The 15028-nt window shown below is 72.5% G+C and carries 11 protein-coding genes; 2 read left to right on the top strand and 9 right to left on the bottom strand.

The window, feature by feature from the left end:
- Positions 1-54 precede the first annotated feature (54 nt).
- Complete coding sequence (locus JO379_RS24895) at positions 55-1707, bottom strand: PucR family transcriptional regulator (RefSeq protein ID WP_209517039.1); 1653 nt, start codon at positions 1705-1707, stop codon at positions 55-57.
- Positions 1708-1800: 93 nt separating this feature from the next.
- Positions 1801-4023, bottom strand: coding sequence for an ATP-binding protein (locus JO379_RS24890; protein ID WP_130880179.1), 2223 nt, complete (start codon positions 4021-4023; stop codon positions 1801-1803).
- Between the two features lie 308 nt (positions 4024-4331).
- Here JO379_RS24890 and gabT point away from each other — a divergent pair, with 308 nt between their 5' ends.
- Positions 4332-5690: a 4-aminobutyrate--2-oxoglutarate transaminase gene (gene gabT / locus JO379_RS24885; protein WP_130880178.1), complete on the top strand. Its 1359-nt coding sequence runs from the start codon at positions 4332-4334 to the stop codon at positions 5688-5690.
- Between the two features lie 376 nt (positions 5691-6066).
- Positions 6067-6741 (top strand): phosphatase PAP2 family protein, encoded by a 675-nt coding sequence (locus JO379_RS24880; RefSeq protein WP_307842126.1) that lies wholly within the window; start codon positions 6067-6069, stop codon positions 6739-6741.
- Here JO379_RS24880 and JO379_RS24875 read toward each other — a convergent pair.
- The 7 genes from JO379_RS24875 to JO379_RS24845 form a co-directional block, all read right to left on the bottom strand.
- Positions 6671-7120 carry a hypothetical protein gene (locus JO379_RS24875; RefSeq protein WP_130880176.1) on the bottom strand — a complete coding sequence of 150 codons (450 nt, stop codon included), beginning with the start codon at positions 7118-7120 and terminating at the stop codon, positions 6671-6673. The genes JO379_RS24880 and JO379_RS24875 overlap by 71 nt on opposite strands.
- Before the next feature lie 194 nt (positions 7121-7314).
- The gene (locus tag JO379_RS24870; protein ID WP_242626271.1) at positions 7315-8727 is read right to left on the bottom strand and encodes an NAD(P)/FAD-dependent oxidoreductase; all 1413 of its coding nucleotides are present in this window, start codon (positions 8725-8727) and stop codon (positions 7315-7317) included.
- A 4-nt stretch (positions 8728-8731) separates the two neighbouring features.
- Positions 8732-9547, bottom strand: a complete 816-nt coding sequence (locus JO379_RS24865; RefSeq protein WP_130880175.1) for an ABC transporter permease — start codon at positions 9545-9547, stop codon at positions 8732-8734.
- Entirely contained in the window at positions 9547-10497 is a 951-nt protein-coding gene (locus JO379_RS24860) for an ABC transporter permease (RefSeq protein ID WP_209517035.1), read from the bottom strand. The genes JO379_RS24865 and JO379_RS24860 overlap by 1 nt, the downstream gene beginning before the upstream one ends.
- Positions 10497-11666: an ABC transporter ATP-binding protein gene (locus tag JO379_RS24855; RefSeq protein WP_209517032.1), complete on the bottom strand. Its 1170-nt coding sequence runs from the start codon at positions 11664-11666 to the stop codon at positions 10497-10499. The genes JO379_RS24860 and JO379_RS24855 overlap by 1 nt, the downstream gene beginning before the upstream one ends.
- 83 nt (positions 11667-11749) lie before the next feature.
- Positions 11750-12943 (bottom strand): polyamine ABC transporter substrate-binding protein, encoded by a 1194-nt coding sequence (locus JO379_RS24850; protein WP_130880172.1) that lies wholly within the window; start codon positions 12941-12943, stop codon positions 11750-11752.
- A gap of 435 nt (positions 12944-13378) precedes the next feature.
- Entirely contained in the window at positions 13379-14893 is a 1515-nt protein-coding gene (locus JO379_RS24845) for a gamma-aminobutyraldehyde dehydrogenase (RefSeq protein WP_130880171.1), read from the bottom strand.
- Positions 14894-15028: the final 135 nt, after the last annotated feature.

Genomic DNA, 15028 nt, shown 5'->3' with positions numbered 1-15028 from the left:
GCGGCGGCCCGGCACCGCGCTACCGCGCCACGGCGGCGCCGTACCCGCGCCCCGTTACTTCGACGTCGCCTTCAGGGCCAGCCACAGCTCCATGCGGACGTCCGGGTCGTCCAGGGAGCGGCCGAGGATCTCCTCGACGCGGCGCATGCGGTAGCGGAGGGTGTGGCGGTGGACGCCCAGGTCGGCGGCGGCCGCGTCCCATTGGCCGTGGCGGGAGAGCCAGGCGCGGAGCGAGGCGACGAGGTCGCCGCGGCCGGTGGCGTCGTGGTCGCGCAGGGCCCGGAGCATGCCGTCGGCGAAGGCACGTACCGCCTCGTCGGCGAGGAGCGGCAGAACGGAACCGGCGGCGACCTCCTCGTGCTCGACGAGGGCCCTGCCGCGCCGGCGGGCCACGGACAGGGCCTGTTCGGCCTGGTGGAAGGCGGTCGCGGCGGCGACGGCGACGTTCGGCGCGGAGAGGCCGAGCACCACGTCGGGACTGCCGTCGTCGGGCGCGGCGGCGGGCCGGTCGCGCGGGGTGCGGGCCCCGGTCGTCCGGCTCTTCGCGGCGCTGCGGCGGGCCTCGATCGCGCGGGCGTGCTCGGCGCAGGCGGCGATGGCCGCGCCGCCGTCCGGTGCGAGGACGATCAGCCGGCCGCCGTCGGGGACGACGAGCACCGGCTCGGCCACCCGGCTCGCGGCGGTCTCCAGCGCGTCGGCGAGCCCGCCGAGCGCGTCGCGCGGCTCCGCCGCCTCCGCCTCGCCGGGCGCGGTGGCCGCTTCGGCGACCAGCACGCGGAAGGGCGCGTCGAGCAGCCCGCCGTACAGCTCCCCGGCGACGGTCCGCGCGTGGTCCGGCTCGCCCGCCAGCAACATCCGCAGCACCGCCGCGCCCAGCCGCTGTTCCGCGTCCCGCAGGGCTCGGGAGCGCTCGGTGGTGAGGGTGAGGAGCGCGATCGCGGAGTGCACGGCGTAGCGATCGGCCGTGCCCAGGGGCGCGTCGGTGCCGACGGCGAGGACGGCGCGGGTGCGGCGGCCCGTGCCGAGGGACTGGAGCTCGACGCGGTCGGCTCCCTCGTCGTCGGGGTCCGCGCCGACGACGGCGCTGGCGGGCGCGGGCCGCTCCCGCAGGCGCCGGGCGTCGGCACTGAGCCGGGCGGCGCGGCGCTCGGCCCATTCGGGGGCGGCGGCCACGACCGCGCCCGAGGCGTCGTAGAGCGCGGCCCAGCCGCCGAGGTGCGCGGCGAGCCTGGCCAGCAGCGCGGCGGGCCCGTCGGCGCCGAGCGCGGCCCGGGTCAGCTCGCGCTGGGCCTCGAATCCGGCGGTCACCGCCCGGTACTGGTCGGCGGCGATGGCCGCGGAGACGGCCTTGGTGATGGCGAGGAAGGGGGTGCGGCGGGGCACCTCCAGCAGGGGCAGCCCCTCGGCCCGGGCCGCCTCGACCAGCGCACTCGGCACCTGCTCGTAGTTGACGCCGACGGCGAAGCCGAGCCCCACGACACCGGCGCGGACGAGCCGTCGCACATAGCCGCGCATCGCCTCCGGGTCCTCGGCGTCGATCTTCATCGCGGTGATCAGCAGCAGTTCGCCGCCGTCCATCCACGGCACCGGGTCGACCAGCTCGCTGACGTGCGCCCAGCGGACGGGGGTGTCCAGCCGGTCCTCCCCCGCGAGCACGGCGAGCTTGAGCGCGGAGTGGTGGACGAGTGAGGCGAGCGTGGGAGGCATGGCACCTTCGGAAGGGGCGTCGCGGTGACTGTGCCGTCCCGTATGAACGGCTGTGACCGATTCTGCCTCAGTGGCGCATTGCCCGGCCAACGCTCACTTCCTGAGGTCGACCAGGACCGGCGGCGCGCTCCCCCCCTGTACGGATGTCACGGACAGCACGGCGTGCCCGGCGGGCACCGCGTGCGCCAGCTCGGAGGCGGACCAGCGCTCGCGCTCCACCTTGCGGACGGTGACCGACTGGGCGGTGACCGCACGGCCGGTGATCACCCGCCGTACGACGTGGCTGGCGCGGGTCAGCGGCTCGTGGGCGATGACCTGCCGGTCGGTGATGTCACGGGTCTCGACCCACTCCTTGCCCCAGACCTCGGCGAAGCGCGCGCCGTCCCAGGTGGTGACGCCGGAGAAGGCCATCCGGCAGCCGACCGAGCCGAGCAGGGCGCTGCGCAGCGCCTCGGGCACGTCGTCGAGCGTGCGGAGGGTGAGCACGGCCCCGGCGTTGGCGGAGCGCAGCCGCTGCAGTCCGCGGACGGCCTCGGCGGTGATCGTGTGGGTGGCGTCGTCCAGGACCAGACAGGTGAACAGCGAGCGGTCGGCGCGGCCGACGGCGGACTCCGTGAACTGCGCGAGGACGAGCCGGGCCAGCAGCCGGGACGCCTCGGCGTGGCCGCGCTCGGGCAGGTCGATACGGACCCGCAGCGGGTGTTCGAGGCTGCGCAGCGAGAAGGTGCGGCCGGGGGCGGTGGTGTCGAAGAAGCGCGCGAAGGCGGGCCGGTCGAGGAGCGCGAGCCGGTCGGCGAGGAAGGCGCCGGGGTCGTCGGGGCGCTGCGCCTGCCGCTCGCGGGCGTCGAGCTCGCGGAGGTGGGCGTCCAGGCCCGCGGCCCGCAGGGCGGTGCGCAGCGCGGTGCCGGCGTCGGCGGACCGGTCGAGGAGCTCCCGCAGTTCGGGTACGGACGGGAAGCGGCCGTGGGCGGCGCGGTAGGGGCCCAGCAGCTGGGCGAGTGCCGTGGCGGCGCGCCGGGCGTCCCCGCTGGGGAGCCCGGAGGTGATGTCGCCGACGAGCCCTTCGGCGAGGACCGTTGCGGCTTCGTCGGGGTCGTCGGTGCCCCCGTACAGATCGAGGTCGTACTCGGAGTCGGGGCGTCCGATCTTCACCACGATGTCGAACGACTCGTCCGGCGCGAGCCCGGCGCCCGCGGCGCCGACCACGACGACGGCGGTCCGCCCGGCGAGGGCCTGGAGGCACAGCGACTCCAGCACGGGGCGCACCAGACGCGCGGTCTTGCCGCAGCCGGGCGGGCCGACGGCGAGGAGGGAGGTGCCGAGCAGCCCGGGGTCGAGCGCGCAGCCGGCGCCGCGGTGGTCGTAGGGGTTGCGTTCGTCGTCGGCGGCGGTGCCGATGCGGACCTGCCGGGTGAGCAGGTCGTGCAGGGCGGCGCGTACGGGCAGGTCGCGGGAGCCGGAGGGGTGGGCGCACGCGGCGGCGCCGTGGCGCAGCACGGTGTCGGTGAAGGAGGCGGGGCCGCCGGGCCGGGCCCGGGTCGACTCCCACGCGTGCTGGATCCGGGCGTGGTCGACGTCGTTCATCAGCCCGTGCCGGGCGTCGGCCGTCAGCCGGTCGGCGGCGTCGTGCGCCCCGGCGGCGCGCAGCCGGGGCCATTCGGCGGGGTCCTCGCGGGGGGCCGGGGCGGCGGGTGGCGGGGTGCCGGAGTCGTCCCACATGCGGCGCAGGGCGGGGGCGGCGTAGCGGCGCCAGACCTGTGCCCAGCGGCCGAGGCGGCCGAAGACGACGAGCAGGACGCCGATGACGAGGGCGTAGTAGAGGTACGCGGTCCAGACGGCGACCATGCCCTCGCGCCAGGCGTCCGGGGTGAGGGCGTACAGCGGCCAGAGCCAGAACGGGCCGAGGTAGCCGTTCCACATCAGGGACCACAGCAGCCAGCCGCAGAGGAAGGAGATGACGGCCCCGCTGACCAGCGGTCGCCCGGCGATCCGGTCCGGTTCGTGCGGCGGCCGGGGCCGGTGGCCGAACGCCCAGATGCCGGGGGCCGTCGCCGGGCGCGGGGTGCGCAGCCAGGCGAGGAAGGCCGACCCGGGCGGCGGGGCGGCGGGGACCGGCCCGGCGGGCGGGGTGCCGGGGAACGGCAGGGCAGCGGGGCGCGGCGGCCCAGCAGGGGGGGTGGGCGGGGCAGGGGGCGGACCGGCGAGGGGCATCGGCGGCAGGGGCGGCATGGCGGGGGGCCCGGCCGGCGGGTCCGCCGGGCGGGGCAGCCGGTCGCCTCGGGTGCCCGGTTCGCCGTACGTGTCCTCGGTGTCCATCGCTGCCCCTTGCCCCCGACCAGCCGTCCTGCCGCCGTGCCCGCATCCGCCGTTCCACGTGCGGGCCGTCGCTCAATCTAGTGGCCGCCGCCCGGGAGTTCAGCGTCCCCGGCGATGCCACGCCCGTAGCGTGCGCATGATCACTCGGAGGGTGCGCGCGGGCGGTGGCCCCGGGCCGCCATGTCCGTGGCGGACAAGGCGACGCGCGCACTGCTACCGAACGGAACATGCCGAGGCCCGCTCCCCCGACCTAGCCTGCGACGTAAAAGCCCCTTTCGCCGCCTCTTTCTCTCCCTGGAGCGCACCTCATGACCGAACTGACCGGAGGCCCGTCCCTTCCCCAGGAGCGCCGTGTCGTCACCGCGATCCCCGGCCCGAAGTCGCTGGAGCTGCAGGCCCGCCGTCTTCAGACGGTCGCCGGTGGCGTGGGTTCGGTGCTGCCGGTGTTCACCGTGCGCGCGGGCGGCGGTGTCATCGAGGACGTGGACGGCAACTCGCTGATCGACTTCGGTTCCGGCATCGCCGTGACCTCGGTGGGTTCCAGCGCGGAGGCCGTGGTGCGCCGCGCGTCCGCGCAGCTCGCCGACTTCACCCACACCTGTTTCATGGTCACCCCGTACGAGGGCTACGTGGAGGTCTGTGAGCAGCTCGCCGAGCTGTCCCCCGGCGACCACGCCAAGAAGTCGGCGCTGTTCAACTCGGGCGCCGAGGCCGTCGAGAACGCGGTGAAGATCGCCCGTGCGTACACCAAGCGCCAGGCGGTCGTCGTCTTCGACCACGGCTACCACGGCCGCACGAACCTGACGATGGCGCTCACCGCCAAGAACATGCCGTACAAGCAGGGCTTCGGCCCGTTCGCGCCCGAGGTCTACCGGGTGCCGGTGGCGTACGGCTACCGCTGGCCGACCGGCCCGGAGAACTGTGGCGCCGAGGCGTCCGCCCAGGCCATCGACCAGATCACCAAGCAGATCGGCGCGGAGAACGTCGCGGCGATCATCATCGAGCCGATCCTGGGCGAGGGCGGCTTCATCGAGCCGGCCAAGGGCTTCCTGCCCGCCATCGCGCAGTTCGCCAAGGACAACGGCATCGTCTTCGTCGCGGACGAGATCCAGTCCGGCTTCTGCCGCACCGGCCAGTGGTTCGCGTGCGAGGACGAGGGCATCGTCCCGGACCTGATCACCACCGCCAAGGGCATCGCGGGCGGTCTGCCGCTCGCCGCCGTCACCGGCCGCGCGGAGATCATGGACGCGGCCCACGCGGGTGGCCTCGGCGGCACCTACGGCGGCAACCCGGTGGCGTGTGCCGCGGCGCTCGGCTCCATCGAGACCATGCGTGAGCTGGACCTGAACGCCAAGGCCAAGCGCATCGAGGAGGTCATGAAGGGCCGCCTCGCCGACATGCGGGACAAGCTGGACAACGGCGCCGTCATCGGTGACATCCGCGGTCGCGGCGCGATGATCGCGATCGAGCTGGTGGAGCCGGGCACCAAGACCCCGAACGCGGCGGCCGCGGGCGCGCTCGCGAAGGCCTGCCACGCGGAGGGCCTGCTGGTGCTCACCTGCGGTACGTACGGCAACGTGCTGCGCTTCCTGCCGCCGCTGGTCATCGGCGAGGACCTGCTCAACGAGGGTCTGGACATCATCGAGGCCGCGTTCGGCCGTCTGTGATCCCTGACCCGTGGCCACGTCGGCGGTACGGACGTGGCCACGGGTAATGGATACGGGGAGTGAAGAACCTGTGCGGGGCGGGTGGTGGAGGGGTGATCCGGGTGTCCGGCCCGCCCTACCTGCCGTACGGTTTCTTCAGATGAGTGAAACACCTCGTCCGCAGGGGACTGCGGGCGATGCCGAGCCGGTGCTTCCCCAGTGCCGACCCGGTCGTGCCATCGCGCACACCACTGGAGCCCCTGGCTCCGGACATCCTCACCGATCGGAAGACCGCCCGCCCCATACCCCCCGGGGCGCGCGGCCCACCGGTCCCCACGGCGGCCTCGGAACTACCCCCCCTGTTCCGGGGCCGCCGACTTCGCGCCCGTCGGCGGTGATGTCACCCGCCGTCCTTCTTCCGGCGCTGTGCTCCCTGCTCTTCGCCCTGGTCACCTGGCAGATCGCCGGCCACGGGCCCTTGCGCGCCCTCGACGAGCGGCTCGGCCGCGCGATGGCCGGCTCGGGCATTTCCCGCGGTGTCGCGGAGTTCTTCGCCGACCTCGGCAACACGGCCGTCGCGCTGCCCGTGCTGGCCGCCGCGATGATCGTGGCGGCCTTCCGGGCCCGGGCGCCCCGCCGGTGGCTGCCCCCGCTCGCCGCGGCGCTCACGATGGCGGTCGTGCCGGCCCTGGTGGTCCCGGTCAAGAACGCGATCGCCCGCCCCGGCCCGCCGGGGATGCCGGCCGACGCGCACGACGGATTCTTCCCCTCCGGCCACACCGCCACGGCGGCCGTCGCCTACGGCGCCGCGGTGCTGCTCCTGCTCCACCGGACCGGCCCGCCGTCGTCGTCGCGCGCACGCAGGGTGACGATCACCGGATGCGTGCTGCTCAACGTCGGCGTGGGCATCGGGCTGGTCCGGCGCGGCTACCACTGGCCGCTGGACGTCGTGGGCGCGTGGTGTCTGTCCGGGGTGCTGCTGTGGGGTCTGGCCCTGCTGCTCACCGACCCGTCCCGCCGCGGCCGGCGACGGCCTCGTGCATCGCGAGCTCCAGCGCCGCCGGGTCGTTGAGCGTGCCCGACCCGTCGGGCGGCACGATCCAGCGCACCCCGCTCACGGCCCGGGCCGGGTGGGGGACGACGATCCACGCACCGCGCCCGGCCCCCCGTACGCCCGTGGCGATCCAGCGCGCGGCCGTGCCCGGTGGGACGAAGAACCCCACGCGGCTGTCGGCCAGCACCGGGCCGGGCCGGTCGGCGCGACGGCTCAGCACGTCCAGCGTGGGGTAGCCGAGGCCACTGGGAAGGATGAGCACGTCCCACAGCCGGCCGGCGGGCAGCAGCGCCACCCCCAGGGGGCTGCGCTCCCACTCCCACCGGCAGGTCTCGGGGTCGGGTGCCGCCGAAGCCAGCCATTCCACCGCGTTCCTCGCCCCCGCGTCGCCACTCATGCGTGATTCCTCCACTCCGTGTCCGCTTGTTCGCGTTCACGGATGAGAGGCGGCCCGGGGCGGATCATTACGCGGGTTTCTCGCCCCGAACGGATGATGGTGGGCGCACGGGGGATGAAGGGCGCACAAGGCCGACGGGACATGCGCCGGGCGCGAGCGGGCGCGGGACCGCGCCCTGCTCACGCGGCGGCGGGTCAGCTGTCGAAGCCCATGCCGACCTTGTCCATGGCCTTGAGCCAGAGATTGCGGCGGCCGCCGTTCTCGTCGGCCCGGGTCATCGACCACTGCGTGATGCCGATCCCCACCGACCGCACCGGCTCGGGCGGGAACGGCAGCGGCTTGCTGCGCACCATCTCCAGCTCGGTGCGCTCGGTGCGCTCGCCGGAGAGCAGGTCGAGCATGACGTCCGCGCCGAAGCGGCTCGCGCCGACGCCGAGCCCGGTGTAGCCGAGCGCGTAGGCGACCCGGCCGCCGTGCGCGGTGCCGAAGAACGCCGAGAAGCGCGAGCAGGTGTCGATGGCACCGCCCCAGTTGTGAGTGAAGCGCACGCCTTCGAGCTGCGGGAAGCAGCGGAAGAAGTGCTCGGCGAGCTTCTGGTAGGTGGCGGGGTGGTGGTCGTACTCGGAACGGACCCCGCCGCCGTAGTGATGGACGATGTCGTAGCCGCCCCACAGGATGCGGTTGTCGCGCGTGATGCGGAAGTAATGGAAGTGGTTGGCCGCGTCGCCGAGTCCCTGGCGGCGCTTCCAGCCGACGGCGGCGAGCTGCTCGGGGCTGAGCGGCTCGGTCATCAGCGCGTAGTCGTAGACCGGGGTGATGTACGGGCGCAGCCGCTTGACCAGCGAGGGGAAGGCGTTGGTGCCCAGCGCGGCGTGCCGGGCGAAGACCCGGCCGTAGGGGGTACGGACGGCGACGCCGGCGTTGCGCGAGGACAGCTCGGTGCCGGGGGTCTGCTCGTAGATCCGGACGCCGAGGTCCAGGCAGGCGCGCTTGAGGCCCCAGGCGAGCCTGGCGGGGTGCAGCATCGCCACGCCCGTGCGGTCCCAGAGCCCGGCGAGGAAGGTCGGGGAGTCGACCTCGGCGCGCAGGGCGTCGCGGTCGAGGAACTCGTAGTCGGGGAGGCCGAGGGCCGCGACCTCGTCGGCGGCCTCGCGCAGCTCCTGCACCTGGTGCGGGGCCGTGGCGATGTCGATCTCGCCGGTGCGCTCGAAGTCGCAGTCGACTCCGTGGCGGGTGAGGGCGGCCTCGAACTCGTCGAGGTTGCGGCGGCCGAGCCGCTCCAGGGTGGTGAGCTCCTCGGGCCAGCGGGACTGGCCGTTGGCCCAGCCGTGGGTGAGGGAGGAGGAACAGAAGCCGCCGTTGCGGCCGGAGGCGGCCCAGCCGACCTCCTGGCTCTCGATGAGGACGACGTCCCGGCCGGGGTCGCGCTCCTTGGCGTTCAGCGCGGTCCACAGGCCGGAGTAACCGCCGCCGACGACGAGCAGATCGCAGTGCTCGTCGCCGACGAGCGCGGGGAGGGGGGCCGGCCGGGCGGGGTCGTCGAGCCAGTAGGGGCGCGGCGCGGCGTCGGAAAGTGATTGGACAGGGTTCATGGCACGAGCGGCCATGTTCTCAGCTCCTTTTGCGGCGTCCGCCGGCCAGCTGACCGACGAGCACGCACAGCACGGCGATGACGAACATCGCCGTTCCGATGACATTGATTTGAACGGGTGTGCCCCTTTGTGCCGATCCCCAGACGAACATGGGGAAGGTCACAGTGGAGCCGGCATTGAAGTTCGTGATGATGAAGTCGTCGAAGGACAGGGCGAAGGAGAGCAGCGCGCCCGCGGCGATCCCGGGGGCGGCGATCGGGAGCGTGACGCGCAGGAAGGTCTGCAGCGGGGTGGCGTAGAGGTCCTGCGCGGCCTGTTCGAGCCGGGGGTCCATGCTCATCACGCGCGCCTTGACGGCGGTGACCACGAAGCTCAGGCAGAACATGATGTGGGCGATGAGGATCGTCCAGAAGCCGAAGCTGACGCCCATGTTGAGGAAGAGGGTGGCCAGCGAGGCGGCCATGACGACCTCGGGCATGGCCATCGGCAGGAAGAGCAGGGTGCTCACCGAGGAGCGGGCGCGGAAGCGGTAGCGGGCGAGCGCGAAGGCGATCATTGTGCCCAGGACCGTCGATCCGATGGTCGCCCAGACGGCGATCCGGAGGCTGAGGGACAGCGATCCGCACAGGTCGGCGACGCCGCAGGGATCGGCCCAGGCGTCGGTGGAGAAGCGCTGCCACTCGTAGTTGAACCGGCCGTTGGGCTTGTTGAAGGAGAAGACCGTCACGATGACGTTGGGCAGCAGCAGATAGCAGAGCGTGGCCAGCCCGGCGATCACGACGAGGTTGCGGCGCAGCAGGCGCAGAAGGCGCGAGGGGCCCGAGGGAGCAGGCATCAGACCAGGTCCTCCGTCCCGGACTTGCGGATGTAGAGCGTGACCATGGCGAGGATGGCCGCCATGAGGATGAAGGACAGCGCGGCGGCGGTCGGGTAGTCCAGGACGCGCAGGAACTGGGACTGGATGACGTTGCCGATCATCTTCTGGTCGGTGGAGCCGAGCAGTTCGGCGTTGATGTAGTCGCCGGTGGCGGGGATGAAGGTGAGCAGGGTGCCCGCGACGACGCCCGGCATGGACAGCGGGAAGGTCACCTTGCGGAAGGTGGTCAGCGGCTTGGCGTAGAGGTCGCCGGCCGCCTCGTGGAGCCTCGGGTCGATGCGTTCGAGGGAGGTGTAGAGCGGCAGGATCATGAAAGGGAGAAAGTTGTAGGTCAGACCACAGACGACGGCCAGCGGGGTGGCGAGCACGCGGTGGCCCTCGGTGATGCCCAGGGCGTCGGTGAGACCGAGGATGTGCAGCGAATTGAGGGCGGAGACGACGGGGCCGCCGTCGGACAGGATCGTCTTCCACGCCAGGGTGCGGATGAGGAAGCTGGTGAAGAACGGCGCTATGACCAGGATCATCAGCACGTTGCGCCACCGGCCCGCCTTGAAGGCGATGAGGTAGGCGAGCGGATAGCCGAGGGCGAGGCAGCCCACCGTGGCGGTCGCGGCGTAGCCCACCGAGCGCAGGAACTGCGGGTAGTACTCGGTGGCGGCGTCCCAGTAGGTCGCGAAGTGCCAGGTGACCTCGAAGCCCTCTTCGAGCGAGCCGGTCTGCACGGACGTGGACGCCTGGTAGACGAGCGGCGCGGCGAAGAAGACGAGCAGCCAGAGGATGCCGGGGAGCAGCAGCCAGTAGGGGACGAGCTTCTTGCGGCGGGCCGCCGCGCGGAGCGCGGGCGGGACCTCGGGGTCGGTGGCGGAGTCGGTGGCGGAGTCGGCGGCAGGGGCCTGCGGGTGTGCCATCAGGTGCCCTCCCCCGCGTCCGTGCCCGCCTCGATGCTCTGCGCGGCGTCGAGACCGAAGCTGTGGCCGGGGTTCCAGTGCAGGACGACCTCGGCGCCGGGGACGAGCCGGTGGTCGCGTTCGATGTTCTGCTCGTAGACGGCCAGCGGCGCGGAGCCGGCGGTGACGGGGCTGTCGACGAGGTACTGGGTGGAGACGCCGATGAAGCTGGAGGTGGCGATGCGGCCGGTGACGCGGTTGCGGCCGTCGGGGACGGTGCCGGCGTCGTCGGCGTGGGTGAGGCTGATCTTCTCGGGCCGTATTCCGATCAGCAGCCGCCCGCCGGTGCGGGGGGTGACCGTACATCGCTCGGCGGGGAGCGCGAGTTTGCTGTCCGCGGCCTGGAGGACCAGGTCACTGCCGGAGATGTCGAGGACGTCCGCGGTGATGAGGTTGGAGGTGCCGAGGAAGTTGGCGACGAAGGTGGTGCGGGGCGTCTCGTAGAGGTCGGCGGGGGCGCCGAGCTGTTCGACGCGGCCGCCGTTCATCACCGCGACCGTGTCGGCCATGGTCATGGCCTCCTCCTGGTCGTGGGTGACGTGGATGAAGGTGATGCCCACCTCGGTCTGGATGCGCTTGAGCTCGAGCTGCATCTGGCGGCGCAGCTTGAGGTCGAGGGCGCCCAGGGGTTCGTCGAGGAGCAGCACCTGCGGGTGGTTGATCAGGGCCCGGGCGACGGCGACGCGCTGCTGCTGGCCGCCGGAGAGCTGCTGGGGCTTGCGGCGGGCGAAGTCGCCGAGCTGGACGAGGTCGAGCATGTCGCCGACCTGCTTCTTGACGGACTTGATGCCACGGCGGCGCAGCCCGAAGGCGACGTTCTCGTAGATGTCGAGGTGCGGGAAGAGCGCGTAGCTCTGGAAGACGGTGTTGACGGGCCGCTTGTGCGGGGGGAGGGCGGTGACGTCCGCGCCGGCCAGCTCGACGGTGCCGGCGCTGGGGTCCTCGAGACCGGCGATCATGCGCAGGGTGGTGGTCTTGCCGCAGCCGGAGGCGCCGAGGAGGGCGAAGAACGAGCCGCCGGGGACGGTCAGGTCGAGCGGGTGGACGGCGGTGAAGGTGCCGTAGCTCTTGCTGATCCCGGTGAGCCGGACCTCGGTGCCGGTGCGCTCGGTCGGGGCGGTTGCTGTCATGGGTGTCGGTCCAGGGGTGTCGGGGGGCGCCGGGGAAGGTCGGCCGCGTACAGGTGGAAACGGGGGTGAGCGGGTACGGGCTGTCAGGCGCCGGTGAGCTCGGCGAATGCGGCTTCGAACGCCTTGTCCTCCTTGGCGGACAGCGAGCGGAAGGCGTGTGCCTTCGCCGCCATCGCCTCACTGGGGATGATCAAGGTGTTGTCGGCCAGATCCTTGTCGATTTTCGCGAGTTCCTCGCGGAGGCCCGCCACCGGGCTCACATAGTTGATGGAAGCGGCGAGCCGGGCCGCGACCTCGGGCTGGTAGTAGTAGTCGATGAGACGCTCGGCGTTCTTCTTGTGGCGGGCGTGGTTGGGGACCAGAAGATTGTCGCTGGAAAGCATGTAGCCGGCGTCCGGCACCGCGAACTGGATGTCGGAATTGTCGGCCTGGAGCTGGACGAGGTCGCCTGCCCAGGCGATACAGGCGGCGATGTCGCCGCTGTTGAGGTCGCCCGTGTAGTCGTTTCCGGTGAAGCGGCGGATCTGCCGGCGGTCGACGGCCTTCTGCAGCCGGTCGATCGCGGCCCCGTAGTCGTCGGCGGTGACGTGCTCGGGCCGCTTGCCCATGTCGAGGAGGGTGAGGCCGACGGTGTCGCGCATCTCGGACAGCAGGCCGACGCGGCCCTTGAGCGCGGGGTCGTCGAGGAGCTGGGAGACGGAGTCGACCTTGCGGCCGCCGGTCGCCTTGCGGTTGTAGGCGATGACGGCGGGGATGCCGGTCCAGGGGTAGGAGTGGGCGCGGCCGGGGTCCCAGTCGGGGGTACGGAAGCCGGGGGCGAGGTTGGCGTAGGCGTTCGGCAGGTTGGCGGCGTCCAGCCGCTGCGCCCAGCCGAGGCCGATCATGCGGCCGGCCATCCAGTCCGTGACGCAGATCAGGTCGCGGCCGATGCCCTGTCCGGCGGCGAGCTGCTTGCTGACCTTGCCGAAGAACTCGACGTTGTCGTTGATGTCCTCGGTGTACGCGACCTCGATGCCGGTGCGCCGCCGGAAGTCGTCCAGGGTGGGGCGGCTCTTGTCGTCCTCACCGACGTCGATGTACTCGGTCCAGTTGGAGAAGGAGAGCGTTTTCTCCGACGCGGAGCGGTCCTCGGACGAGCCGTCCACGCCGGTGCGTCCGGCGGGCGGAATGCCGCAGCCGCCCAGTGCGCCGAGGGCGCCGAGCGTGAGCGCACCGGCGCCCCCGGCCCGCAACAGGGACCGTCGGGTCAATGCCGCACGTGGCTGGTAGCGCTCCATTCGGAATGCCCTTTCCGTAGCTCCAACGGGCTTTGGAGGAGGATCCTGGCAGAGCGATTCGCCGCGAACAAGGGATTCCGTTGTTGCCTTTTGGTTACGCGACCGATTCGGTGAACGGTGGTCCGTACGTGTCCGCTCGCGCGAAAAGCGGGGATTTCAGGGCGGCACCAGAAAATACCGGCACGCAGCCCGGATCCGCGCACGGCGGCAGGCCCGCCCGGCGCCCCGCACCGGCCGATACGGCCCGGGGCCGGTACGGTCCGGGCTCCGGGCATCGGCGGCACGGTGAATTGACGGCCCGCCCAGCACAATGCGGACCGTTACGCATGACGCATTCGGCACGGTGTTTCGGCAGGATGCCCGCGCGTCCTTATGGGCGGCTCGTCCCCACTGCCGGGAATTGCCGCACTGCCGGGAATTGCCGCCCGGCGTTTTTCAGCGCGCGCCGAAGACCGTGCGGTGCCAGTCCTTTCTCGCGACCGCCGTGTTGTCGTACATGACGTGTTTGACCTGGGTGTACTCCTCGAAGGAGTAGACCGACATGTCCTTGCCGTATCCCGAGGCCTTGTAGCCGCCGTGCGGCATCTCGCTGATGATCGGGATGTGGTCGTTGACCCAGACGCAGCCGGCCTTGATCTCCCGGGTGGCCCGGCCCGCGCGGTAGACGTCCCGGCTCCACGCGGAGGCGGCGAGTCCGTAGGGGGTGTCGTTGGCCAGGGCGATGCCCTCGTCGTCGCTGTCGAAGGGCAGCACGACCAGCACCGGGCCGAAGATCTCGGCCTGGACGATCTCGCTGTCCTGCGGGGCGCCCGTGACGAGCGTGGGGAGGTAGTACGCGCCCTTGGCCAGCTCCCCGCCAGGGGCCTCGCCGCCGGTGACGACGGTGGCGTACGAGCGGGCCCGGTCGACGAAGTCGGCGACCCGGTCCCGCTGGGTGTGCGAGATCAGCGGGCCCAGGTCGGTCCGGTCGTCGAAGGGGTCGCCGAGCCGGACGGTGGCCATCAGATCGGCCACGCCGGCCACGAACGCCTCGTACAGCGGTCGCTGCACGTACGCGCGGGTCGCGGCCGTGCAGTCCTGGCCGGTGTTGATGAGCGAGCCCGCGACCGCGCCGTGGACGGCGGCCTCCAGGTCGGCGTCGTCGAAGACGACGAAGGGAGCCTTGCCGCCGAGCTCCAGGTGGAGCCGCTTGACCGTGGTGGTGGCGAGCTCGGCGACCCGCTTGCCGACGGCGGTGGAGCCCGTGAAGGAGGTCATGGCGACGGACGGATGGCCGACGAGGCGTTCGCCGGCGTCCTTGCCCGCCCCGCTGACGACGTTGACCACCCCGTCCGGGATTCCGGCCTCGGTGGCCGCCCGGGCGAACATCAGGGAGGTCAGCGGGGTCAGCTCGGCGGGCTTGAGCACGATGGTGTTGCCCGCGGCGATCGCCGGCAGGACCTTCCAGGCGGCCATCTGGAGGGGGTAGTTCCAGGGCGCGATCGAGCCGACGACGCCGATCGGCTCCCGGCGGACGTACGAGGTGTGGTCGGCGCTGTACTCCCCCGCCGACTTGCCCTCCAGGTGCCGGGCGGCGCCCGCGAAGAAGGCGGTGTTGTCGACCGTGCCCGGCACGTCGAACTCGGTGGTGAGCCGGAGCGGCTTGCCGCACTGCGCCGACTCGGCGCGCGCGAAGTCCCCGGCCTGCTCTGCGAGCACGGCGGCGAACCGGTGCAGCGCGTCCGAGCGCTCGCCCGGGGTGGCGCCCGCCCACTGGGGGAAGGCCCGCTCGGCGGCGGTCACGGCCGCGTCGATGTCGGCGTCCCCGGCCAGCTCGTAGTCGAGGATCTCCGCCCCGGTCGCCGGGTCGACGACCGCGTGCCGGCGGCCGGAGGTCCCGGCCCGCAGGCTGCCGCCGATGTATTGCGCGCCCTCGGCGAATCGTTCCGCGGCGTCGAACCGTTGACTCATGACGCACTCCTCCGCCGACCGCGATGACCTCGGACGGGCGTAGCTCCAACCGGTATCGAGTGTCGATCCTGGCAGAGGCTCCGGCTCACAACAAGGGATTCCGTCGCGGCGTTTTGGATTGGCGACGGAATCAGT

Source organism: Streptomyces syringium (assembly GCF_017876625.1).
Taxonomy (GTDB): domain Bacteria; phylum Actinomycetota; class Actinomycetes; order Streptomycetales; family Streptomycetaceae; genus Streptomyces; species Streptomyces syringius.
The sequence above is the reverse complement of the archived record's forward strand: the minus strand, read 5'-3'. Positions and strand labels throughout refer to the sequence as shown.